The sequence below is a fragment of the Pseudoxanthomonas sp. P4_B2 genome (genome assembly GCF_056402315.1).
The window spans coordinates 38290-60846 of record NZ_JBFUHQ010000010.1 but is presented as its reverse complement, the minus strand read 5'-3'; the positions used below and the strand labels follow the sequence as shown (position 1 = coordinate 60846).

At 62.1% G+C, this 22557-nt stretch carries 20 protein-coding genes; 16 read left to right on the top strand and 4 right to left on the bottom strand.

Annotation, left to right across the window (positions count from 1 at the left end; translation table 11 throughout):
• Nucleotides 1-59 precede the first annotated feature (59 nt).
• Nucleotides 60-689, bottom strand: coding sequence for a gluconate 2-dehydrogenase subunit 3 family protein (locus tag AC1DTQ_RS18615; protein ID WP_477851530.1), 630 nt, complete (start codon nucleotides 687-689; stop codon nucleotides 60-62).
• Nucleotides 686-2371, bottom strand: a complete 1686-nt coding sequence (locus tag AC1DTQ_RS18610) for a GMC oxidoreductase (RefSeq protein WP_477851529.1) — start codon at nucleotides 2369-2371, stop codon at nucleotides 686-688. The genes AC1DTQ_RS18615 and AC1DTQ_RS18610 overlap by 4 nt, the downstream gene beginning before the upstream one ends.
• Nucleotides 2372-2606: 235 nt before the next feature.
• Here AC1DTQ_RS18610 and AC1DTQ_RS18605 point away from each other — a divergent pair, with 235 nt between their 5' ends.
• From AC1DTQ_RS18605 to AC1DTQ_RS18570, 8 genes are all read left to right on the top strand, one after another.
• Complete coding sequence (locus tag AC1DTQ_RS18605) at nucleotides 2607-3527, top strand: sugar phosphate isomerase/epimerase family protein (protein WP_477851528.1); 921 nt, start codon at nucleotides 2607-2609, stop codon at nucleotides 3525-3527.
• A 4-nt stretch (nucleotides 3528-3531) separates the two neighbouring features.
• Nucleotides 3532-5337 carry a GMC family oxidoreductase gene (locus tag AC1DTQ_RS18600; RefSeq protein ID WP_477851527.1) on the top strand — a complete coding sequence of 602 codons (1806 nt, stop codon included), beginning with the start codon at nucleotides 3532-3534 and terminating at the stop codon, nucleotides 5335-5337.
• Nucleotides 5337-5960, top strand: a complete 624-nt coding sequence (locus tag AC1DTQ_RS18595) for a gluconate 2-dehydrogenase subunit 3 family protein (RefSeq protein WP_477851526.1) — start codon at nucleotides 5337-5339, stop codon at nucleotides 5958-5960. Before AC1DTQ_RS18600 ends, AC1DTQ_RS18595 begins: the two co-directional genes overlap by 1 nt.
• Before the next feature lie 124 nt (nucleotides 5961-6084).
• Complete coding sequence (locus AC1DTQ_RS18590) at nucleotides 6085-6726, top strand: 3-keto-disaccharide hydrolase (protein WP_477851525.1); 642 nt, start codon at nucleotides 6085-6087, stop codon at nucleotides 6724-6726.
• Nucleotides 6727-6783: 57 nt separating this feature from the next.
• Entirely contained in the window at nucleotides 6784-7968 is a 1185-nt protein-coding gene (locus tag AC1DTQ_RS18585; RefSeq protein WP_477851524.1) for an MFS transporter, read from the top strand.
• Between the two features lie 24 nt (nucleotides 7969-7992).
• Nucleotides 7993-9042 carry a sugar phosphate isomerase/epimerase family protein gene (locus AC1DTQ_RS18580; RefSeq protein WP_477851523.1) on the top strand — a complete coding sequence of 350 codons (1050 nt, stop codon included), beginning with the start codon at nucleotides 7993-7995 and terminating at the stop codon, nucleotides 9040-9042.
• Complete coding sequence (locus AC1DTQ_RS18575) at nucleotides 9039-10196, top strand: Gfo/Idh/MocA family protein (protein WP_477851522.1); 1158 nt, start codon at nucleotides 9039-9041, stop codon at nucleotides 10194-10196. Before AC1DTQ_RS18580 ends, AC1DTQ_RS18575 begins: the two co-directional genes overlap by 4 nt.
• A gap of 152 nt (nucleotides 10197-10348) precedes the next feature.
• Complete coding sequence (locus AC1DTQ_RS18570) at nucleotides 10349-10834, top strand: GlcG/HbpS family heme-binding protein (protein ID WP_477851521.1); 486 nt, start codon at nucleotides 10349-10351, stop codon at nucleotides 10832-10834.
• 159 nt (nucleotides 10835-10993) lie between these two features.
• Here the strand turns inward: AC1DTQ_RS18570 and AC1DTQ_RS18565 are convergent, their stop codons facing one another.
• Nucleotides 10994-11917, bottom strand: coding sequence for a LysR family transcriptional regulator (locus AC1DTQ_RS18565; protein WP_477851519.1), 924 nt, complete (start codon nucleotides 11915-11917; stop codon nucleotides 10994-10996).
• A 138-nt stretch (nucleotides 11918-12055) separates the two neighbouring features.
• Here AC1DTQ_RS18565 and AC1DTQ_RS18560 point away from each other — a divergent pair, with 138 nt between their 5' ends.
• From AC1DTQ_RS18560 to AC1DTQ_RS18525, 8 genes are all read left to right on the top strand, one after another.
• On the top strand, nucleotides 12056-12448 hold the full coding sequence (locus AC1DTQ_RS18560; RefSeq protein ID WP_477851518.1) for a RidA family protein: 393 nt from the start codon (nucleotides 12056-12058) through the stop codon (nucleotides 12446-12448).
• A 295-nt stretch (nucleotides 12449-12743) separates the two neighbouring features.
• On the top strand, nucleotides 12744-13121 hold the full coding sequence (locus AC1DTQ_RS18555; RefSeq protein WP_477851516.1) for a nuclear transport factor 2 family protein: 378 nt from the start codon (nucleotides 12744-12746) through the stop codon (nucleotides 13119-13121).
• 17 nt (nucleotides 13122-13138) lie between these two features.
• Complete coding sequence (locus tag AC1DTQ_RS18550; RefSeq protein WP_477851515.1) at nucleotides 13139-14071, top strand: NAD(P)-dependent alcohol dehydrogenase; 933 nt, start codon at nucleotides 13139-13141, stop codon at nucleotides 14069-14071.
• Between the two features lie 2 nt (nucleotides 14072-14073).
• Nucleotides 14074-14778 carry a helix-turn-helix transcriptional regulator gene (locus AC1DTQ_RS18545; RefSeq protein ID WP_477851513.1) on the top strand — a complete coding sequence of 235 codons (705 nt, stop codon included), beginning with the start codon at nucleotides 14074-14076 and terminating at the stop codon, nucleotides 14776-14778.
• 298 nt (nucleotides 14779-15076) lie between these two features.
• Nucleotides 15077-15694: a TetR/AcrR family transcriptional regulator gene (locus AC1DTQ_RS18540; protein ID WP_477851511.1), complete on the top strand. Its 618-nt coding sequence runs from the start codon at nucleotides 15077-15079 to the stop codon at nucleotides 15692-15694.
• Nucleotides 15695-15773: 79 nt separating this feature from the next.
• Nucleotides 15774-16901 carry an efflux RND transporter periplasmic adaptor subunit gene (locus AC1DTQ_RS18535; RefSeq protein ID WP_477851509.1) on the top strand — a complete coding sequence of 376 codons (1128 nt, stop codon included), beginning with the start codon at nucleotides 15774-15776 and terminating at the stop codon, nucleotides 16899-16901.
• Nucleotides 16898-19987, top strand: coding sequence for an efflux RND transporter permease subunit (locus AC1DTQ_RS18530; RefSeq protein ID WP_477851507.1), 3090 nt, complete (start codon nucleotides 16898-16900; stop codon nucleotides 19985-19987). The genes AC1DTQ_RS18535 and AC1DTQ_RS18530 overlap by 4 nt, the downstream gene beginning before the upstream one ends.
• 285 nt (nucleotides 19988-20272) lie before the next feature.
• On the top strand, nucleotides 20273-20914 hold the full coding sequence (locus AC1DTQ_RS18525) for a hypothetical protein (protein ID WP_477851505.1): 642 nt from the start codon (nucleotides 20273-20275) through the stop codon (nucleotides 20912-20914).
• A 48-nt stretch (nucleotides 20915-20962) separates the two neighbouring features.
• Here AC1DTQ_RS18525 and AC1DTQ_RS18520 read toward each other — a convergent pair whose 3' ends face one another.
• Entirely contained in the window at nucleotides 20963-22498 is a 1536-nt protein-coding gene (locus AC1DTQ_RS18520; RefSeq protein WP_477851503.1) for a serine hydrolase domain-containing protein, read from the bottom strand.
• Nucleotides 22499-22557: the final 59 nt, after the last annotated feature.

Below are 22557 nucleotides of genomic sequence, written 5' to 3'. Positions count from 1 at the left end.
AGTCCTGTCGTCATGTGGGGCTACGGTGCCACGCGGCGGCCCGGCGAGCGGATTGCGGATCAGAATCGGTAACTTGTCTCGGTGGCCCAAGTCTTGCCTTTCCCCGCCTGCTTCAGCGGAATGCATGCGTGATACGCACCCGGGACCGGGCGGTACTGCAATACCTGCGTGGCGCCGGGTTCGGAGGTGAAGTAGCCGAGCAATGTGAGCTCTTTCGCCATGAGGATGAAAGGACGGCCGCGCTCGGCGACGGGCAGAGTGGCCTTCCGCTCCACCTCGACTGCCGGGTCATGCACCTGTTTCACCAGCGCCGCACGCAGCGCCGGTTCCAGTTCAAGGAAGGCGCGCCCGTGTTCGCGCTTGGCCTGGGCTTCGAAGTCCGCGAGTCCGGCGACGAAGCGCGTCTGCTCCTCCTTCGGGTAGGCGTCCTTCAACATTTTGTCGATGAAGGCCGGAATACCGACATCCTTTGCGCCTGGCGTATCCGTGCGGGGAATCATGATCTCGACGACTTCCGCCACCAGTGCGACCTGCGCTTGGGTGAGGAAGGTCGGCTTCCATTCGGCCTGCGTGTCCGGCTCGGCCGAACAGCCAGCGAGCACGCCAAGGAGGGCCGGCGCCGAAACAGCGCCGCCCATCAGCAAGGCAACCCGGCGTATCGCCTCGCGGCGGTCGATGTCGGTCTTCATAGGTTCATCCGCTTCAGTTCCTGGACGGCATGATCTGCGGCGCGTGCCGTCAACGCCATGTAGGTGAGCGACGGGTTCTGACACGCCGCCGACGTCATGCAGGAGCCATCGGTGACATACACGTTCTTGCAAGCATGCACCTGGTTCCAGGCATTGAGCACGGACGTTTCAGGATCACGGCCCATGCGCGCGGTGCCCATCTCATGGATGCCGATGCCCAGTACGTCGCCGCCATCGTACTCGTGAACATTCTTGAATCCCGCGGCTTCCAGCATCGTCGCGGCCTCGGCCGCCATGTCCTTGCGCATCTTCAGCTCGTTCTCGCGCAGTGTCGCATCGAAGGTCAGCACGGGAAGTCCGTGCTTGTCCTTGCGCGCGCGATCGAGGGTGACGCGATTGTCGTGATAGGGAAGGGTTTCGCCGAAACCGGTCAGTCCCATGTGCCACGGCCCGGGCTCGGCAGCCTTCGTTTTCAGGTCTGCGCCCAGCGTGGAATCTTCGAGCAGCCGGGTCCATCCCGAACGCCCGGCACCGCCCTGATAGCCGAAACCGCGCAGGTAGTCGCGCTTGTCCTTGCCGATATTGACGAAACGCGGAATGTAGATGCCGTTGGGCCGCTGGCCGCTGTAGTACATATCGTCGAAGCCTTCGGCAACCGCCGAGGCACCGGCGCCCAGGTGATGATCCATGATGTTGCAGCCGAGCTCGCCGCTGTCGTTGCCGAAACCATCCGGAAACCTGCTGGAGACGGAATTCATCAGGATTTGCGTGGAACCGAACGTGGACGCGCACAGGAAGATCACCTTGGCGTGGAATTCCATCTGCTCGTTCGTTTCCGCATCCAGCACCCGCACGCCGCTGGCCCTGTCGTTCTTGGCGTCATGGATGAGCTCGTAGACGATCGAATTGGGCCGCAACGTCATGTTTCCGGTTTTCTCCGCCGCTGGAAGCGTGCTGGAATTGCTACTGAAGTAAGCCCCGAACGGACAGCCGCGCCAGCACAGATTGCGGTACTGGCAGGTGCCGCGCTGCGGGCTGTGCGCGAGCGGGGCGGTGAGATTCGCGGTCCTGCCGATGGTGAGCGCGCGGCCCATTTTGTCGGCAAGCGCCTGCTTCAGGTGCAGCTCGACGCAATTCAACTCCATGGGCGGCAGGAATTTTCCGTCCGGCAATTGCTCATAGCCTTCCGCCTGACCGCTCACACCGATGAAACTCTCCACGTGGTCGTACCACGGCGCGAGATCCCCGTAGCGGATGGGCCAATCCACGGCGACACCGTCTTTCGCGTTCGCCTCGAAGTCCATCGGACTCCAGCGGTACGACTGCCTGCCCCACATGATGGAACGGCCGCCGACGTGATAGCCGCGCACCCAGGCGAAAGGCTTCTTCTCGATGTAGGGATGATCCATATCGTTGACGAACCAGTGTTTGGTCGCCTGCGAGAGCACGCCGCCGCGTGCGGCGACCGATTGCTCCTTGAGATCCTCTTGGGTGGGACGGCCGCCATAGGGCAGTTCCCAGAGTTGCAGGTTCGCAGTGGGGTACTCGCCATGCTCCACCATCCGCCCGCGATCGAGCACCAGGGTTTTCAGTCCCTTCTCGGTCAGCTCTTTCGCAGCCCATCCACCGCTGATGCCGGTGCCGACCACGATCGCGTCAAAGGAATTGTTTCCGGCCGCCATACTTGCGCTTCCTCAAGCCAACTTGATCACGGACTCTACCGCGAAAAAGACGGTAACATCGAGACGCCGGTCGAGGAGATCCTCGAGCGATGGATGATGCGAATGCGTTGTCGCGATGCAGCATTGTTCGTTGAGTTCGGTCCGGATACTTTCTTATATAGGTCCGGATATTTTCTTATATAGGTCCGGATACTTTCTTATATAGAGGCAACCCTTAAGGGGCAAGGGAACACTAATGTTGACCCGACGTGCGTTTCTTCAACACAGCTCACTGGCGCTTGCCGCGATGACTTCCCTCAATGCTTTTGCCGCGACACCGCGCCCCATGCTCCCAAAAAAGCTCGGGCCTTTGAACAAGCCGATCGGGCTGCAGTTGTGGACGATCCGGGACGAGGTCGCGAAGGACCTTGCGGCCGCCTTGAAGGCAGTTAGCGCGATCGGCTATGGCGAGATCGAGTTCGCAGGCGTGCCGAAGCAGTCCGCTGCCGAAGTGCGGGCCATGCTTCTCGACAACGGCCTGGCCGCTCCCAGCATGCACTGCGGCATGGCCGATGCGCAAAAGGAGCTACAGCAGCGCATCGACTATGCACAGGCAATCGGCGCGCGGTACCTCGTGATCTCTTTTCCGTCGACGGCGGATGAGCGTTTCAAGGACGGCAACGCGCTGGCGGCCGGCATGACCCTCGATGACTGGAAATGGAATGCCGAGCAGCTCAACCGCATGGGCGAACTTACGCGCAAGGCGGGCATCACCTGCGGCTACCACAACCACAACATGGAGTTCCGCGCGTACGACGGCGTGGTCGCCTATGACGAACTATTGCGGCTGACCGATGCCAAGCTAGTAACGATGGAGCTCGACATTGGCTGGGTCGCCGCGGCCGGCGCCGATCCGTTGCGGCTACTCACTCAGCACGCCGATCGTATTTCTTGCCTGCACATCAAGGACGTGCGCAAAGATGCGAAAACCGTTGTCGATCGCGTCGATACCCAAACCACCGAGGTCGGCAATGGCCGCGTGGACTGGCCGAAGCTGTTCGCCGCCATGGATCCGCAACGCATCCGCCACTATTTTGTGGAGCAGGAAAATTTTGAACGGGCGCCACTGGAAAGCGTGAAGCTGAGCTTCGATTATCTTCGCCGTCTGAAAGCGTGAAGCCGTGGCTTTCATAACTGCGGGCGACATCAAAAAACAAGCGTATGACGTAATCGTGGTGGGCTCCGGCGCGGCCGGGGGCCAGACCGCCTACACGCTGTGCATGGACGGCGCCAGGGTGTTGATGCTCGAAGCCGGGCGCAACTACACGCCGGAAACCGAAACTGCGATGTTCCAGACTCCAGAACAGGCGCCGCTGCGCGGTACGTCGACGCCGGAAAAGGCGTTCGGTTTTTACGATGCCACCGTCGACGGCGGCTGGCAGGTGCCCGGCGAGCCCTACGTCAATGCAAGCCAGGACGATGCCGGGCGCTTCGACTGGTGGCGCGCGCGCATGCTCGGCGGCCGCACCAATCATTGGGGCCGAATCTCACTGCGCAACGGTCCCTACGATTTCAAGCCCTACAGCCGCGACGGCCTGGGCTTCGACTGGCCGATCGACTACGCGGATGTGGCGCCGTACTACGACAAGGTCGAAATGCTGATCGGCGTGTACGGCGACAACGACGGCCTGGAGAACACGCCCGATTCGCCTGCCGGCGTGTTGCTGCCGCCGCCCAAACCCAAAGTCAGCGATCTGCTGGTACAGCAGCGCGCCGGGCGCGTGGGGGTTCCGGTGGTTGCCGGCCACCGCGCCGTGCTGACGCGGCGCCTGGATGCGGACAACCTGCCGGCCAAGCTGCATCCGGGCAACGCCGAGGCGCAGCGGATCCTGCGCGAGGCGATGCTGCGCCGCGCGGCCTGCTGGTGGGCGACGCCCTGCGGCCGCGGCTGTTCGACCGGGGCCAACTACCAGTCCACCACCGTGCATCTGCCGCCGGCACTGGCGACCGGCCGGCTGGACATCGTCTGCGACGCCATGGTGCGCGAGGTGGTGCTGGGTGCGAACGGCAAGGCCGAGGGCGTGCGCTTCATCGACAGGACCAGCGGCAAGGAATTCTCCGCCTCGGCGCGTGTGGTGGTGCTGGCCGCCAGCGCCTGCGAGTCGGCGCGGATCCTGCTCAACTCCAAATCCACCTCGTTCCCCAATGGTCTGGCCAATTCCAGCGGTAAGGTCGGCCGTTATCTGATGGATACCGTCGGCACCAGTCTGAACGGGCAGGTCCCGCTGCTGGAGAATCTGCCGCCGCACAACGAGGACGGCGCCGACGGCGGTCACATGTATTCGCCGTGGTGGCTCTACAAGGAGCAATTGGCCGGCAAGCTCGGTTTCGCGCGCGGCTACCACATCGAGTTCGGCGGCGGCCGGCGCATGCCCGAGATGCATACCGGCGCCGGGCTCGAATGGCTCACCGGCGGCAGCTACGGCCAGAAATTCAAGCAAGACATGCGCCGCTACTACGGCTCTTTCGTCGGCTTCGCCGGCCGCGGCGAGATGATTCCGAACGAGCACTCGTACTGCGAGATCGACCCGCAGGTGAAGGACAAGTGGGGCATCCCGGTGCTGCGTTTCCACTGGCAGTGGTCCGAACATGAAACCCGCCAGGCGGCGCACATGAAACGCACCTTCGCCGACATCATCGAGGCGATGGGTGGGCGCGTGCAAGGCGAGGTCGAGACCGATGGCGCCAAGGCCATCCATGCCGGCGGCTCGATCATCCACGAGCTGGGCGGCGCGATCATGGGCGCCGATCCGAAGACTTCGGTCACGGATCGGTGGTGTCGAACCTGGGACGTGGACAATCTCTACGTCACCGATGGTGCAGTCTTCGCCTCCAATGCCGACAAGAACCCGACGCTGACGATCATGGCGCTGGCCTGGCGCGCCTCCGACCACATGCTGGCGCGCATGCGCCGCAAGGAGCTTTGATGGACCGCCGCACTTCGCTGAAGTGGATGTTGAGCGCGGCCGCACTGCCGCTGATGCACCTGACCGGTTGCAGTTCCGAGCCGACGCCCACGCTGCCTTCGGGTATGGGCTACGGCACCGACCCGGACCTGCTCAAGGTCTACGGGCCCGGTTCGATCTGGCCGCTGACGCTAGACGAACGGCAGCGGCGCATCGCAACCGCCCTGTGCGACCTGATCGTCCCGGCCGACGCGGAGGGACCGGGCGCAGTCGCGGTCGGCGTTGTCGATTTCATCAACGAATGGGTTAGTGCGCCTTATCCGCAACAGGTCGCCGACCGCAAGCTGATCCTGGCCGGATTCGACTGGCTGGATGCGCAGGCGGAGCAGCGCTTTTCGCGCGGCTTCGGCGAATCCAGCGCGAGCCAGCGCGGCGCGATCAGCGACGACATCTGCTATCTGCCCAAGGCACGCGCCGAGTTCAAACAGGCCGCGGAATTCTTCGCCCGTTATCGCGACCTGACCATCGGCGGGTTCTGCACATCGCCGCAAGGTCGGCAATACCTGGGCTATGTCGGCAACGTGCCATTGGCCAGCTTCGACGGCCCACCGCCGGAAGTGCTCAAACTCGTGGGGGTAGGCTGATGCCGTCGATCACGCGTCGCGTGCCGCAATGCGCGAGGTCGCAATGAGCACGATACTCACGCCGACTGCGGCATCGTACCGAACCCTGCCGGCACAGCGCCGGTCCGTCTGGAGGACATATCGCATGTACATTCGTTTGCTCGGCGCCTGCCTGCTGGCCTTGGTCAGTTGCATGAGCGCGCACGCTGCAAAACCGAAAGGTTACAACTGGCAACCATTATTCGATGGCAAGACGCTGGACGGCTGGCGCGCCAGCGAGGCGCCAGGTTCGTTCGAAGTTCGCGACGGCGCGATCGTGGTGCGGGGTCCGCGTTCGCATCTGTTCTACGTGGGCACGGTGCAAGGTCACGATTTCCGAGACTTCGAATTGCAGCTGGAAGTCATGACCAAGCCCGGCGCCAATTCCGGCGTCTATTTCCATACCGCCTGGCAGGACGAGGGTTGGCCGGCCAAAGGCTATGAAGTGCAGGTCAACAACAGCCAGAGCGACCCCAAGCGCACCGGCGGCCTGTATGCGGTCGAGGACAACTATCAGGCGCCGGCCAAGGACGATGTCTGGTTCACACTGCGCATCCGCGTCGAGGGTCGTCGCATCCGCACCTTCGTCGACGACAAACCGATAGTCGACTACACGCAGCCTGAGCAACCCGAGCGACCGGCCGACATGCTGGGCCGGGTGCTATCCTCGGGCACCTTCGCGCTGCAGGCGCACGACCCGGGTAGTGAAGTGCACTACCGCAACATCAAGGTGCGCGTGCTGCCATGAAGCATGCTCGTATGAGGATGTGGCCCTGAAGTATTCGTCCCCTTCGCGGAGAAACGTATGAACCCGCAGCGCCTGTTCGTCGCCAGTTGTATCGCCTTGTTAGCCACCGCGATGTCCTTTGCTATCCGCGGCGACATCATGGGCGAGTTGGAGCTCGCGTTCGGGCTCGACAAGGTCCAGTTGGGCTGGATCAGCGGTGCCGCGTTCTGGGGCTTCGGCCTGTCGATCCTGTTCGGCGGCACGCTGTGCGATCTGTTGGGCATGGGGCGGCTGCTTAAACTGGCGGCGGTGGGACATATCGCCGGCGTGCTGCTCACCGTGTTCGCCACCGATTTCACCATGTTGTTCGCCGCCACCGTGGTCATCGGCATTGCCAATGGCTTCGTCGAGGCCGGCATCAATCCGCTGATCGCCACGCTGTACCGCGAAAACAAGACCGCGCGACTGGTCAAGTTGCACGCCTGGTTCCCGGGCGGCATCGTGGTCGGTGGCGTGCTCGCCTTCGCCTTCACCCAGCTCGGCCTGGGCTGGCAGGCCAAGATGTTGCTGATGCTGCTGCCGTCGGCGATCTACGCGACGATGTTCTTCGCCCAGCGTTTCCCCGACAGCGAACGCAAGGCGGCGGGCGTTTCCACCGCTGCCATGTATAGCGAACTCAAGCGCCCGCTGTTCCTGGTGGTGTTCGTCTGCATGTGGTTAACCGCAGCCACCGAGCTCGGCCCGGGACAATGGATCAGCAACATCTTCAACGAGGTCATGCACAGCACGCTGCAGGCCGGCGTACTGCTGCTGGTATGGATCAACGGCATCATGTACGCGCTGCGACAGTTCGGCGGAGGGCTGGCGCATCGCTTCTCACCGGTGACGCTGGTCGCGGTGACGGCGCCGATCGCGGCGCTCGGGCTGTGGCTGTTCGGACATGCCGATACGCCGGTACTCGCGTTCGCCGCGGCGGCATTGCTCGCGGTGGGCACCGCGTTCTGGTGGCCGACCATGCTGGGGCTGACCTCCGAGCGCTTCCCGCGCGGCGGTGCACTGGCGCTGGCGATGGTCGGCGCCGCTGGCGCGTTCTCGACTGCGGTGGCCGGTCCTGTCATGGGCTGGATCAACAATACCTACGGCGCCACGAATGTATTGCCGATATGGGCGGTGCTGCCGGTCGCGATCGCGCTGATCTTCGGCATCCTCCACTGGGTCGACCGCGCGCGCGGCGGTTATCGCATCGAACGCGTCGGCGTATAAATAAAAATAACAGGAGTCTCTGCCATGCCACGTCCTGTCGTGCTCTTCACCGGGCAATGGGCCGATCTCTCGCTCGACGAACTTGCCAAGCAAGCCGTTGCTATGGGCTACGACGGCCTGGAGCTCGCGTGCTGGGGCGATCACTTCGATGTCGAACGCGCGCTGGCTTCGCCGGACTACGTGCGTCAGCGCTGGAGCGTGCTGCAAGCACAAGGGCTCAGCTGCCATGCGATCGCCAACCATCTGGTCGGGCAGGCGGTCTGCGACCTGATCGACGAGCGCCATCGCGCGATTCTGCCGCCCGAGATCTGGGGCGATGGCGAGCCGGAAGGCGTGCGCCAGCGCGCCGCCACGCGGATGGTCGACACGGCCAAAGCCGCGCGCGCGTTCTTCGATGCGCGGCCGGGCGCGGCGACGAATTCTCCGGCGACGGTCACCGGCTTTACCGGCTCGTCGATCTGGCACGCGGTCTACGCCTTCCCACCGACCTCGCAGGCGTATCTGCAACAGGGCTTCGATGATTTCGCACGGCGCTGGAGACCAATCCTCGACGCCTTCGACGCGGTCAACGTGAATTTCGCCCTGGAAGTGCATCCGACCGAGATCGCGTTCGACATCGCCAGCGCGCAACGCGCACTGGAAGCGGTCGACCACCACCCGCGCTTCGGCTTCAACTTCGATCCCTCGCACTTCGCCTACCAGGGCGTGGACTACGTGCGCTTCCTGCGTACCTTCGGCGAACGCATCTTCAATGTACATATGAAGGACGTGTGGTGGGGGCGCGGCGACGGCAGCGTGGGTGTGTTCGGCGGCCATACCGACTTCGGCGACGCACGCCGCAATTGGGATTTCCGCTCGGTCGGGCGTGGCGACGTCCGCTTCCAGGACATCATCGTCGCGTTGAACGACATCGGTTATCGCGGCCCGCTGTCGGTGGAATGGGAGGACGCGCGCATGGATCGTGTGCACGGCGCCACGGAAGCCGCGGCCTTCGTGCGCCAGCTCGATTTTCCGCCCAGCGCCGTGGCATTCGACGCGGCTTTCGAGGGTCGCGGGCGCGGAGGGATGGGGTGACCGGACGCAAGCTTCGCTTCGGCATGGTCGGCGGTGGCCGTGGCGCTTTCATCGGCGCCGTGCACCGGATCGCCGCGCAGATGGACGGACAGGCCGAACTCGTCGCCGGCGCCTTCTCATCGGATCCGCAGCGCTCGCGCGACTCGGCAGCCGACCTGTTCGTGTCCGCCGAACGCGCATACGGCAGCTATCGCGACATGGCGATGGCCGAGGCGGCGCGGCCGTCCGGGGAACGGCTGGATTTCGTCGTGATCGTCACCCCAAACGATCAGCATTTCCCGGTCGCGACGTTGTTTCTGGAGCACGGCTTCAACGTGGTCTGCGATAAGCCGGTCACGCTGACACTGGCCGAAGCGCGCGCCTTGCGCGAGACGGTCGCGCGCAGCGGCAAGGTGTTCGTGCTGACCCATAACTACACCGGCAATGCGATGGTGAAACAGGCGCGCGCACTAGTTCGCAGTGGTGCGCTCGGCGCGCTGCGCAAGGTGGTGGTGGAGTATTCGCAAGGATGGCTGGCAAGCGATATCGAAAGCGGCGGCCACAAGCAGGCCTCCTGGCGCACCGACCCGGCGCGCAGCGGCGCGGCTGGGTGCATGGGCGATATCGGCACCCACGCGGAAAACCTGGCGCGCTATGTCACTGGCTTGCGCATCACCGAGCTGTGCGCCGACCTCACGACTTTCGTGCCCGGCCGTCGCCTGGACGATGATGGCAATCTTCTGCTGCGCTTCGAAGGCGGCGCGCGCGGCGTGCTGCACAGCTCGCAAATAGCAATTGGCGAAGAGAACAACTTGAGCCTGCGCGTGTACGGCAGCGAGGCTTCGCTCGAATGGCAGCAGGAACATCCCAACGAGCTGGTCGTGAAATACCCGGACCGCCCGCGCGAAATCCTGCGCCGCGGCAACGGCTATGTCGGCGAGAGCGCGCAACGCGTCACGCGGATACCGGCCGGGCATCCGGAAGGCTATCTGGAGGCCTTCGCCAACTTGTATCGCGAAGCTTTCCGTGCGATCGCCGCGGAAGTCGCTGGTGAGCCGCTGCCGCACGATCTCGATCTCCCCGGCATCGACGACGGCGTCGCCGGCATGGCCTTCATCGAGGCAGCGGTGGCCAGCGCGCGACAAGGCGCGATCTGGGTACCCATCGCCTCGTAGCAATTGCTCCATACGGCGAGAGCCTTGCCGATGGCGCTTGCTAGCTGGCAAAAGAGCGCAGCGACAACGAACATTACGTCATTGCGAATAGCTGCAACGTAGTGGTTACTGGCCGGACGCGGGCATCACCCGGACCCCAACAGGAGAGCAGGATGACATCGATGGTTTCCACCGGCCTTATTGCGTTGGCCACCTTGTTAGTGAGCGCGGGATCGCAGGCGCAGACGATGCGACCGTTTCTCGACTTCAAGACCGCTGACGCCATCCGCGACCATTGCCTAGCCAATGCCGGACAGGCCGGGCAGGCGGTCGCTGTCGCGGTTTTCGACGGCAGTGGCGATCTGGTGAGCTTCTCCAACCATGGCGCCTCGCCGGCTGCCGCTGCCTTGGCGCAGTGGAAGGGACGCTCCGCGGCGGTCTACCAGGCTTCGACGCGCGACACCGCCACATGGAACACGCCAACCGCACCGATGATCGCCACCATGGAGGGCGGCGTGCCGCTCTTTACCCATGACGGCACAGCGATCGGCGGGGTTGGCGTTTCCGGTGCATCGTCGGAGTTCGATATCCAATGCGGAACCCGGGCGGCGGAGGCGGCGAATCTGCTAGTTTCGCGCCCGAAACCGAAGTCAGATTAGCTATCGAAGCAGGTCTGTTCGCGGCAGAAAAACCGGGATCATCTGAAGACGGGCATCGCGAACGGTGCGGCAACCTGCCACGGCCTCCGCTTGGGATAGCACCGCCGCCGGATGCCGACGGAAAGTGCGTGGGCCGCCGTGTTGCCGGCGGAGGCGGGGTCAGTGCGGAGGCTGGATGGCCGGCGCGTGCTGCGCCATCAGTTCGACGATCCAGTCGATGAACACGCGCAATTTTCGGCTGACGTGCCGGTTGGGCGGAAAGGCCACGTGCAGCGGCATCGGATCGAGTTGCCAGTCTTCTAAAAGCGGCACCAAGTCGCCGCGCGCCAGCGGTGCGCGCGCCATGTACCGCGGTAGCCAGAGCACGCCGAGGCCCGCCACACCGGCGGCCAGGTACGCATTGCCGTCATCCACCGACAGCACGTAGCGTCCGTGCACGCGCAGCTGTTCGTCGCCACGCCGCATCACGTGGGTCAGCGGTGCGCCGGTGCGCGAACCGCGATAGCCGATGACGCGGTGGTGGCCATCTTCCAGCGCCTGCGGATGGGCTGGTGCGCCCGCACGGGCCAAATACTCCGGCGCCGCGTACATTCCCAGCGGCAAGTCCGCTACATGGCGGGCGCGCAGCGAAGTCTCGGTGAGTTCGCCGCCGCGCACCACGCAGTCCACGTTCTCATCGATCAGATCCACCTTGCGATCGCTGGCACCCAGGTCGAGCTGGATGTCGGGATAACGCGCATGGAAGGCGGGCAGAGCAGGCACCAATACCAGGCTGGCCAGCGGTGCGGGTACATCCACGCGCAATCGCCCGCGCGGGGCTTCGGAGGCGGCCGACAGACTGGTTTCGGCATCGTCCAGGTCAGCCAACAGGCGCACGGCGCGCTCGTAGTAGGCGGCGCCGTCGGCGGTCATGTTGACCTTGCGAGTGGTGCGATGGAGAAGCTTAACCCGCAGATGCGTTTCCAGCTGCTGCACCAGTTGCGTTACGCGCGTCTTGCTCGCCTGCAGCGTTTCGGCGGCCTTGGTGAAGCTGCCGGTTTCCGCCACGCGGACGAAGGCCTGCATCGCGTCGATACGGTCCATGTGGGCTCCAAGGGGGCGGACGAGATTGTTTGGATTCTACAAACAATGATCACCGGATCGGCGTGTTTATCCCGCCGGGGCGGTTGTCTAGAGTGATCACCACGTACCGGGGCCGCCGCCCCGCAAGGAGATTCCCCCATGGCTACTCGCGATCCTGTTTTCCCCGCCGGTCGGCATGACCTCTACACCTCGCACACCTATTCCGCAGCGATCAGATCGGATGATCTTCTGTTCGTGTCCGGTCAGGTTGGAAGCCGCAGCGATGGTTCGCCCGAGCCGGACTTCGAGGGTCAGGTCCGTCTGGCATTCGCCAATCTCAAGGCCACACTGAAGGCAGCTGGCTGCGGACTTGACGATATCGTCGACGTGACGACCTTTCATACCGACCCCGAAAATCAGTTCGGCACGATCATGGCCGTTAAAAGCGAAGTCTTTCCGGAAGCGCCATATCCAAACTGGACGGCGATCGGCGTCAACTGGCTCGCGGGGTTCGACTTCGAGATCAAGGTCATCGCCCGTATTCCCCGCTGAGTATCCAGATCAGAGCTTTGAGACAGCGCGCGCGATATGCGGCCCGGGTTTGGCTAAGTGCGAGGCGGCCAAGCGCCTCGAAGCGTTGACCTGGTCGCGAGTGATGTCGCTTGCAAATACCTGTGAGTGCGAGGGAGAGATCAACAGGACAGGATTGCGTCCAAAGCGGACGTGCAAGGTGCCACGAGGTGCTGAACGGCCCAGAAACCGTCTCGGACCGACCCAAAACAATGCTGACAGAAATTGGCACTATGCCGGGATACGTTGGTTTCCTCACCCACCAAGGAAAACCATCATGTCCAACTCCAATGGCAAGGCTCTGGCCATCGCCCGCGCTTATGTCAACGCAATCGCCAATCGTGACGTCGAAGCGATTCTATTGCTCTCAGCCGACGATGTTGTCTGTACATCACCGATCGGGCAGCTGACCGGCATCGAAAGCTTTCGCGGCTTCCACGCCGGCTTCGCCCAAATGACCACGAATCTGACCGTTCTCGCCGCCTATGGCGACGACCAACAGGCCGTGGTGGTCTACGACGCCGAATCGCATCCCGTCCCGCACGCCATCGTCGCCGAACTCATCAAGGTCAAGGACGGCAAGATTGCCTCGACCGACGTGATCTACGACGCAACCCCGTTCGCCGCCTACATGGCGACGGTCCAGCCGCACTGACGCGGTCGCAGTCTGCTATGAAACGCATTCAATATCACCAGTACGGCGGGCCGGAGACGATGCAGCTCGAGGACTTCGTGATCGCGACACCGGGCACCGGAGAAGTCGCGGTGCAGATCAAGTTCGCCGCGATCAACCCCATCGACTGGAAGGTGCGCAGCGGCTATCTGAAGATGGTCACGGGTAAATCTTTCCCGCGAGCAATGGGCAGCGATTTCTCCGGGATAGTGATCTCTATCGGCCCCGGCGTGACCCGCGTCAAGCCCGGCGATTCGGTATTCGGTCTGTCTCGCATCAAGGAGAGCGGTGCTCTCGGCGGCGCCGTAGTGACCAACGAAACCTTCCTTGCCAAAAAGCCAGATTCCGTCTCCTTTGAGGATGCGGCGTGCCTCGGAACCCCGGGTGTCACCGCATGGAACGGTCTAGTGGACAAGGCTCATCTGAAAGCCAGTCAACACGTTTTCATCAATGGTTGCATGGGCGCGGTGGGAGAGGCAGCCGTGCGGATCGCACGGATGCTGGGCGCCACGATTTCAGGCAGCTGCAGCGCCGTAGCGATGGAACGCGCCCGCGACCTGGGCGTGCAGATCCTTTTCGATTACAGGAAAGCCGATCTGTCGCAGATCCGTGATCGCTACGATGTGGTCTACGACACGGCCGGCACGATGAAGACCGCAGTGGGTCTGGGCCTGCTGCGTAAGGAGGGCGTCTTCCTCGACATCGATCCTACGCCGGTCAAGTTCCTGCGTTCGTTCTTGAATCGGAAGCTGAAGCCGATCGTCTGTACGCCGAGGGCCGATATTCTGGATAGCCTGGCCAATGCGGCAGGGGCAGGGCAACTCCGGCTGCCGATCGCCGAGACGGTGCCATTGGATGATGCGATCCAGCTAATCACCGCCCTGGAAACAGGCCGTAAGATCAACGGGAAAGGTCTCGTCGTGATGGACTAAGAATGTCGCGAAGCTATCGACTGTTCGAGCTCATGCAGGTATTGCGCCGGCACCGTGGATCGGTGTCCGGCCATGTGCTTGCGCGCGAAACAGGCGTGTCGTTGCGTACTATCTATCGTGACATTGCGACTTTGCAGGGGATGGGTGCGCACATCGATGGCGAGCCCGGAATAGGGTACATATTGAAGCCGGGGTTCCTCTTGCCCCCGATGTCCTTTACCGAAGAGGAAGTCCAAGCGCTCGTGGCAGGTGCTCAATGGGTCGCCCGACAGACCGATGACGCACTAGCACTCGCCGCGGAAAACGCGCTGGCCAAGATTGGGGGAGTGATCCCCGTGGAGATGCGCGTAGCGCTGGATGATGATTCGCTTTACGTGGGCAGGAAACGGGAGGATGTGTCAGGCCTCGACTTACGCCTGGTCCGCCAAGCGATGCGCGAGCAGCGCAAGATGCGCATCGTTTACGCCGACCAGGGCGGAACCGCATCAGATCGGGTTATCTGGCCGATCATGCTGGGCTTTGTCGAGTCACGTCGATTTATTGCTGGTTGGTGCGAGCTGCGCGTGGATTTTCGGTTGTTCCGTGTCGATCGCATCGCGAAGGCAGAGTTCCTTAGCGATCGCTATTCGCGCAGCCGCCGTGAACTGGTCAAAGAGTGGCGGAAACAAAGAGCGGCCCAGAGGGCAGCTGTGAGCGCATCCGAGTGATGCGAAGTGGTGCAGAGTTCCGAACCCGGATGGCTGAATATCCCTAATGTCCGCTATCGACCCAAAGCGGACATCGCGAAGGCTGATCCGAAGTTGAAATCCCGAACCCAGTGCACTCGTCGAGGGGCTGATGTAGTCGGGACCACGCTGCAGCCGCCATGCCGCTGGCGAAAATGAACATGCAGGGGACCGTTCGCGAGGCACCCACTTCTTCCAGACTTGAATCGTAAATGAAGTGACTAATATATGAAATAGTCATTCGTTGTATGTCTGTGGAGCAAAAGGTAAGCTCCCAACCATGAAAAAAACGACCACTTATCCCGTTTCGGCCCGCGGTCCGGCCGACCATGAGGTGCGCGATCAGATCGTTATCGCGGCCACCGAACACTTCAGCCGGTATGGCTACGAGAAGACCGCCGTCTCCGATCTGGCCAAGGCCATTGGCTTTTCCAAGGCCTACATCTATAAGTTCTTCCCGTCTAAGCAGGCCATTGGCGAGATGATCTGCGCGAACTGCCTGCGCGAGATCGAAACTGAGATCCGAGCAGCCGTTGACGAAACTGAACGACCCCCCGAGAAACTGCGGCGGATGTTCAAAACAGCGGTCGAGGCCAGCATGCGTCTGTTTTTCCGGGATCGTAAGCTCTACGAAATCGCCAGTTCAGCGGCCAGCGAGCGCTGGCAGGCGGTGGTTGCCTATGAAGAACGCATCCAGAAATTACTCCAGGACATCTTGCAGGAAGGCAGGCTGACAGGGGATTTCGAGCGCAAAACGCCGATCGATGAAACTTCAATGGCGATCTACCTGGTCATGCGCCCTTATCTCAACCCCCTGCTCCTGCAGCACAGCCTCGACTACACGGACGAGGCGCCGGCGAAGTTGTCCGGTTTGGTACTTCGCAGTCTGTCGCCATAATTCAGAAGTAGTGACTATTGACTAATATGGTCACTAAGTTCAAAGTGCGAGGCCTGACCAATTCGTCGATGGGCCTCTCATGTTCCTGCGCCGCTTCCTTGCCTCTACCGCCTTCTGTGCACTGCCGTTTGTGCTGGCCGCTTGCGGCGGAAAACCGCCCTCCGATCCTCGGACCGAGGCGCCGTTGGTGCGCGTCGCCATTGTCCAGGGGGCGCCTTCCGCATCGCGCTCCTTCACCGGGACCGTAGCCGCCCGGGTTCAGAGCGACCTGGGCTTCCGTGTCTCCGGCAAGGTGCTGGAACGCCTCGTGGATACAGGGCAGACCGTTAAACGGGGTCAGCCGCTCTTGCGCATCGATCCGGTCGACCTGAAGCTCGCCGCTCATGCGCAGCGGGAAGCAGTCGCCGCCGCGCGAGCGCTGGCACAGCAGGCGATCGGGGACGAAGCCCGCTATCGCGCCCTGCTGGGAACCGGCGCGATATCTGCCTCCGCGTACGACCAGAGCAAGGCGGCGGCGGACTCTGCGAAGGCCCAGCTCAGCGCGGCCGCGGCCCAAGCCGAAGTCGCCCTTAACGCGAACCGCTATTCAACGCTCGTGGCCGACGTGGATGGCGTCGTCATAGAGGCGCTGGCCGAGCCTGGCCAGGTGGTCACGGCCGGGCAAGTCGTGGTTCGGATCGCTCAGGCCGGTCGTCGCGAAGCAGTTATTCAGTTGCCGGAAACCCTACGACCCGCCGTCGGCTCCACCGGCCAGGCCACATTGTTCGGCAATGACGGGGGTTCAGTGCCGGCGACGCTCCGGCAGCTCTCGGATTCTGCGGACAGACTGACGCGCACTTTCGAGGCGCGGTACGTACTTGAGGGATCGCTGGCAAACGCGCCATTGGGCACCACCATCACCATCGAGATTCCCGATGGATCACCTTCCACGCAACCCGGTGTGCAGGTGCCAATCGGGTCGCTGTTCGATGCTGGCAAGGGCCCGGGGGTGTGGGTCATCAATGGCCAGCCGGCGAAAGTTACGTGGCGGGCAGTGGCGGTCCAGCACCTGGATGACGACGGTGCACGCATCACCGGGCAGCTCAAGCAAGGCGACAGGATAGTCGCGCTGGGCGCGCACCTTTTACGCGAAGGTGAGCTGGTGCGCGTGGCCGGCCAAGCCGCTGCCGTAGCGGCCGTTGTAGCGACCAAGGGATCCCGTCCGTGAACGAAAGTCGTTTCAACTTGTCAGCGCTTGCCGTTCGCGAGCGCTCCATCACCTTGTTCCTGATTCTCTTGGTGTCAGTGGCCGGACTCGTCGCGTTCTTCAAGCTGGGACGAGCCGAGGATCCTGCCTTCACCGTCAAGGTGATGACGATCATCACCGCCTGGCCCGGTGCAACGCCGCAGGAGATGCAGGACCAGGTCGCCGAAAAGATCGAGAAGCGCCTGCAGGAGCTGCGCTGGTACGACCGTACCGAGACCTATACCAGACCCGGCTTGGCGTTTACGACGCTCACACTGCTCGACGGTACTCCCCCCTCGAAAGTGCAGGATGAATTTTATCAAGCCCGCAAGAAAGTAGGTGACGAGGCAAGGAATCTACCGGCCGGTGTGATTGGACCGATGGTCAACGATGAATATGCGGACGTCACCTTCGCTCTTTACGCGCTTAAGGCGAAGGGCGAACCGCAACGCCTGCTGGTACGCGATGCGGAACGGTTTCGCCAGCAGCTCCTGCACGTGCCAGGCGTCAAGAAGGTCAATATCGTGGGCGAACAGCCCGAACGGATCTATGTCGAATTCTCGCACGAGCGATTGGCAACTCTGGGCGTCAATCCGCAGCAGGTATTCTCTGCCCTCAACGCTCAGAACGTGCTGACGCCGGCAGGTTCCGTAGAAACGAAGGGGCCGGAAGTCTTCGTCCGTCTGGACGGTGCATTCGACGAACTACAGAAGATCCGCGACACCCCGATCGTGGCGCAAGGTCGAACACTGAAGTTATCGGATATCGCTACGGTTAGACGAGGCTATGAGGATCCGAAGACTTTCATTATCCGAAGCGGTGGCGAGCCCGCGCTGCTTCTTGGCGTGGTCATGCGCGAGGGCTGGAACGGGCTCGACCTGGGTGAAGCACTTAAAAAAGAAGTCGATGCGATCGGTGCCGAACTACCGCTAGGCATGAGTCTGACGAAAGTTACTGACCAAGCCGTCAATATCGACTCTTCGGTCGATGAATTCATGGTCAAGTTCTTCGTTGCATTACTGGTCGTCATGCTGGTGTGCTTCGTCAGCATGGGCTGGCGTGTAGGCCTGGTCGTGGCGGCGGCCGTACCGTTGACGCTGGCAGCGGTCTTCGTCGTGATGCTCGCAACCGGCAAGAACTTCGATCGGATCACCTTGGGATCCCTCATTCTGGCGCTCGGCTTGCTGGTGGACGACGCCATCATCGCCATCGAAATGATGGTGGTGAAAATGGAAGAAGGGTACAGCCGTGTCGCGGCCTCCGCGTACGCCTGGAGCCATACCGCAGCACCCATGCTGTCGGGCACGCTGGTCACCGCTGTCGGCTTCATGCCCAACGGCTTTGCCCGTTCCAGTGCAGGTGAGTACACCGGCAATATGTTCTGGATCGTCGGGATAGCGCTCATTGCTTCGTGGGTGGTCGCCGTGATCTTCACGCCCTACCTCGGCGTCAAGTTGTTGCCCGACATGAAGAAGGTCGAGGGCGGGCATGGCGCGATGTATGACACCCCACGTTACAACCGCTTTAGGCAGGTCTTGGGGCGCGTCATAGCGCGTAAGTGGTTGGCTGCTGGTTCGGTCGTGGGCCTGTTTGTCCTGGCCATACTCGGGATGGCCGTAGTGAAGAAGCAATTCTTCCCCATCTCAGACCGGCCCGAAGTCCTGGTTGAAGTGCAGATGCCCTATGGCACCTCGATCAGTCAGACGAGCGCGGCCACGGCGAAGGTCGAAGCCTGGTTGAGCAAACAAAAGGAAGCCAAGATCGTCACCGCCTACGTTGGCCAAGGGGCGCCAAGGTTCTTCTTCTCGGTGGGTCCAGAGTTGCCCGATCCGTCGTTTGCCAAGGTGGTAGTTCGAACAGACAACCAGGATGAGCGTGATGCACTGAAACATCGCCTGCGACAAGCTATCGCTGACGGTCTGGCACCGGAAGCGCGAGTGCGCGTCACGCAGCTGGTTTTCGGCCCTTATTCGCCATTCCCGGTAGCCTATCGGGTCAGTGGTCCCGATCCTGCCACGTTACGCAAAATCGCAGCTGAAGTGCAGCAGGTCATGGATGCGAGCCCCATGATGCGCACGGTCAACACGGACTGGGGAGTGCGCACTCCCGCGCTGCACTTCACCTTGCAACAGGACCGCTTGCAGGCCGTAGGGCTGACTTCCAACGAGGTGGCGCTACAGCTCCAGTTCCTGTTGAGTGGCGTGCCTGTCACCACAGTGCGAGAGGATATTCGTTCGGTGCAAGTCGTCGCGCGATCGGCAGGCGAGGTCCGACTCGATCCAGCACAGATAACCGACTTCACCCTCGCTGGCGCGAATGGCCAGCGCATCCCGCTATCGCAGGTGGGCGAGGTCGACGTGCGTATGGAGGAACCGATCATGCGCCGTCGTGACCGAATGCCGACCATCACCGTGCGCGGCGATATCGGCGACGGCCTGCAACCGCCGGACGTGTCCTCGGCCATCACCCAACAGCTCAAGCCGATCGTGGAGAAGCTGCCGCGCGGCTATCGCATTGACCAGGCCGGCTCCATCGAAGAATCGGGCAAGGCGACGACCGCAATGTTGCCGTTATTCCCCATCATGCTGGCAGCCACGTTGCTGATTCTAATCCTGCAGGTGCGCTCGTTCTCCGCAATGGTGATGGTGTTCCTGACCAGTCCATTGGGTCTGATCGGCGTAGTGCCGACCCTGCTTGTCTTCCAACAGCCGTTCGGAATCAATGCGCTCGTCGGGCTGATCGCGTTGTCCGGCATCCTGATGCGGAACACGCTGATCCTGATCGGACAGATTGACCACAATGTAAAGGAAGGGCTAGCTCCGTTCCACGCAGTCGTCGAAGCCACTGTACAGCGTGCCCGGCCGGTCATCTTGACCGCCATGGCAGCGATCCTGGCCTTCATCCCGCTGACTCATTCCGTGTTCTGGGGAACGCTGGCTTACACATTAATCGGCGGCACTCTTGCGGGAACCGTTCTGACCTTGGTGTTCCTGCCGGCTATGTATTCCATCTGGTTCAAGATCAAGCCAGAAGGCAAGGATCGGTCCGCTGAAGGACAGGCCGCATGAAAGCGAAATGCGCACTTGCATCCCACGCGCCGATGACTGTTGAACGAAGGTAGATGCAAGATGTCGAGGTGGGTCGTGAACTGAGGTGGATATGCGGAACGCTCGTCTTTCCGTAGTTTGCTCAAGTCTTCCTTTGGTCCTGCCCTATAGTTATCGTCTTAGCTCCTGAGACAGGGCAATGCTTTAGTTAAAAGTCACGGAGATGTCGTCGCTGAAAGTCAACATGGCACAGCACGTGTAGTCGCCGGAGTAAGCATCCTATCCGAGCACCATGAACGATGAGCTATGACCCTCTCCTGCATCGATCAAAAACTCGTTTTCGCCTGGCAATCAGCGCATTCCATCGCCCGGGGCTCCCCGCCCCCCGTTCGCGATCGAGGAGGCTTCCGAGTAGATACCCACTCGGAAAAGGAAGTGAAGCGCTGGGTATTCCCAGAGCCATGCGATGGGTTGCGCGCAATCGCACATGACGTTACGGCCCCACGACATTACCTGAAGTTGTGCGGCTCTGATGAGGAGTTGCGAAGTGCGCTGCCAACTCGCTGGGAGATTCAGCCAGCGAACTATTTCATGATGGCGGCAGTGTCGACTTTCGACACGAAACCTCTACCGGATGGGTACAGGATGGAGCTTCATCGAGCCGGACCCGTTACCCGAGCTTGCATCATCGCGCCGGATGGCGATCTGGCCGCAAGCGGATGCGCGGCAGAAACCGCGGAGGTCTTCATTTATGATCGAATCGAAACTGCGCAGTATCATCGGCGGAAAGGATTGGGTGTTGCGGTGATGATCGCTCTTGGAACTGCGAGAAAATCCCTTGCAAGTCCGCAGCTTCTAGTCGCGACAGAAGACGGCCGCAACCTTTATGCGAGTCTTGGTTGGACAGTGCTCGCACCATTGGCTGCTGCAACTATTCCGGAAAGTTGAAAATGCCCGCTTCTGGCCGATAGCGGGCAGGTGTAAGGGACACGCAGGTCAATGCGATTGTTGACCCTGCGCAGCCTGCTTATCGAAGACAAGAACACCGCCACCTGCGACGATCGTCAGGCTCCGTACGTCGCACATCGCCCCGCGATTGAATGCGATCTGCAATGTTCCGGCTGGAATGTAGGACTCGGGCGCCACGAATCGGTTGCTGCTCACGGGCTTGAGCGACCTGCGCTTGCCTTTCGCCTGCAGCTCCAGTCCAGTGGAAGTACGAAGCACAGCGAGATCCTGGATGTCGAAAGTGGCGTCCAGAATTCCCATCAGCTCGGAACTCTGGCCCGCTCGCCGCTTGTATGCGCCGACGAATTCGTCGAGTAAAGCCTCGTCGGTGACTGGACTGACTTTCACCGACCAATCGCCAGGCCACTGCAGCGAGTCGGACACGGCGTTGCGTATCTCATCGCCCAGGACGTCGCCATTAGTGCCATTAGTTACGATCACCAGACCATCGCCGCTGTCGAGGTTGCCCTCGATATAGGCTTTGTAACTGTCGTTCGCCCCGGCATGATGGAAGATGCGCGCGCTGCCTTCGCCGGCCAGGCGTGGCCCGAGGCCGAACGTGCCCGGGGAAACCACGGTCATCATGTCTATCGCCAGCGCTTGCGGCAGAAAGCCACCGGGCTTGCGGTAGCTGGCGCAGAGCGCTTCGACTAGCCGGGCGAGATCATGGGCTGAGGTCCAGAGCCCGGAGGGAGCGAGTTCGGGAAAGCTCTGCCATCCACGGGGAAGCGCCACGGGCTTGCCGGAACCGTCATGAGCGTGAGCGATATCGGCCGTAGTGGCCGAAGGGGCTGCATCGAACCTGCTACGGCTCATGCTCAGCGGGGCGAACAGATACCGACGCGCCAACGCATCGAGAGTTTTTCCCATCGCATCCTCGATAACGGTCTGCACCACCATGTAACCGCCACCCGAGTAACGGGACCGGCTTCCTGCCTGGTCGATCCGTTGCAACGGTTTGTTCAGCGCGGGTGGTGTGCCGTTCAACGTTTGTAGAAGGGACGGCAACGGCGCGGACGGTTCCACATCCTTGAACCCATGGACATTGAAGCCGGCGGTATGCGACAGCAGCATCCGCAGGCTGATGTCGCTGGTATCGCCTTCCAGTCCTTTAGGAACTTGCCAGCGGCGCAGCCAGCGACCGACGCCTTGATCGAGATCGAGCTTGCCCAGCGCGACGAGTTTCAGGCAAAGCGCCGCGGTCGCGACCTTGCTCACCGAGCCGACCGAAAACAAGGTGTCTGGCCCTACGGGAAAATCATGCCCGGCCACCCTTGAGCCGTAGCCTTTCAGGCTCGCTGTCCGTCCAGCGCGCAGAACCGCCACGGCCGCGCCCGGCACGCCGTAGTGGGACATGCGCTGGGTGAATTCCCAGCGTTCGTTCCCCGAGTGGACCGTGGGTCGCAGAAGCGATTCGAAGGGGATGCGCGGGGTCTGGACTTGCGCCCGTCCGGCGGACGGCAAGGCAAGCAAGGGAAGCGAGAGGCTGCCAAGCAGCAGTTGACGGCGATTGATTGCAGGCACGAGTTGCCCTCCATTGACTGGTTGGCAGCGCCCGCCGGAGGGGTGTTACAGAACGCTGG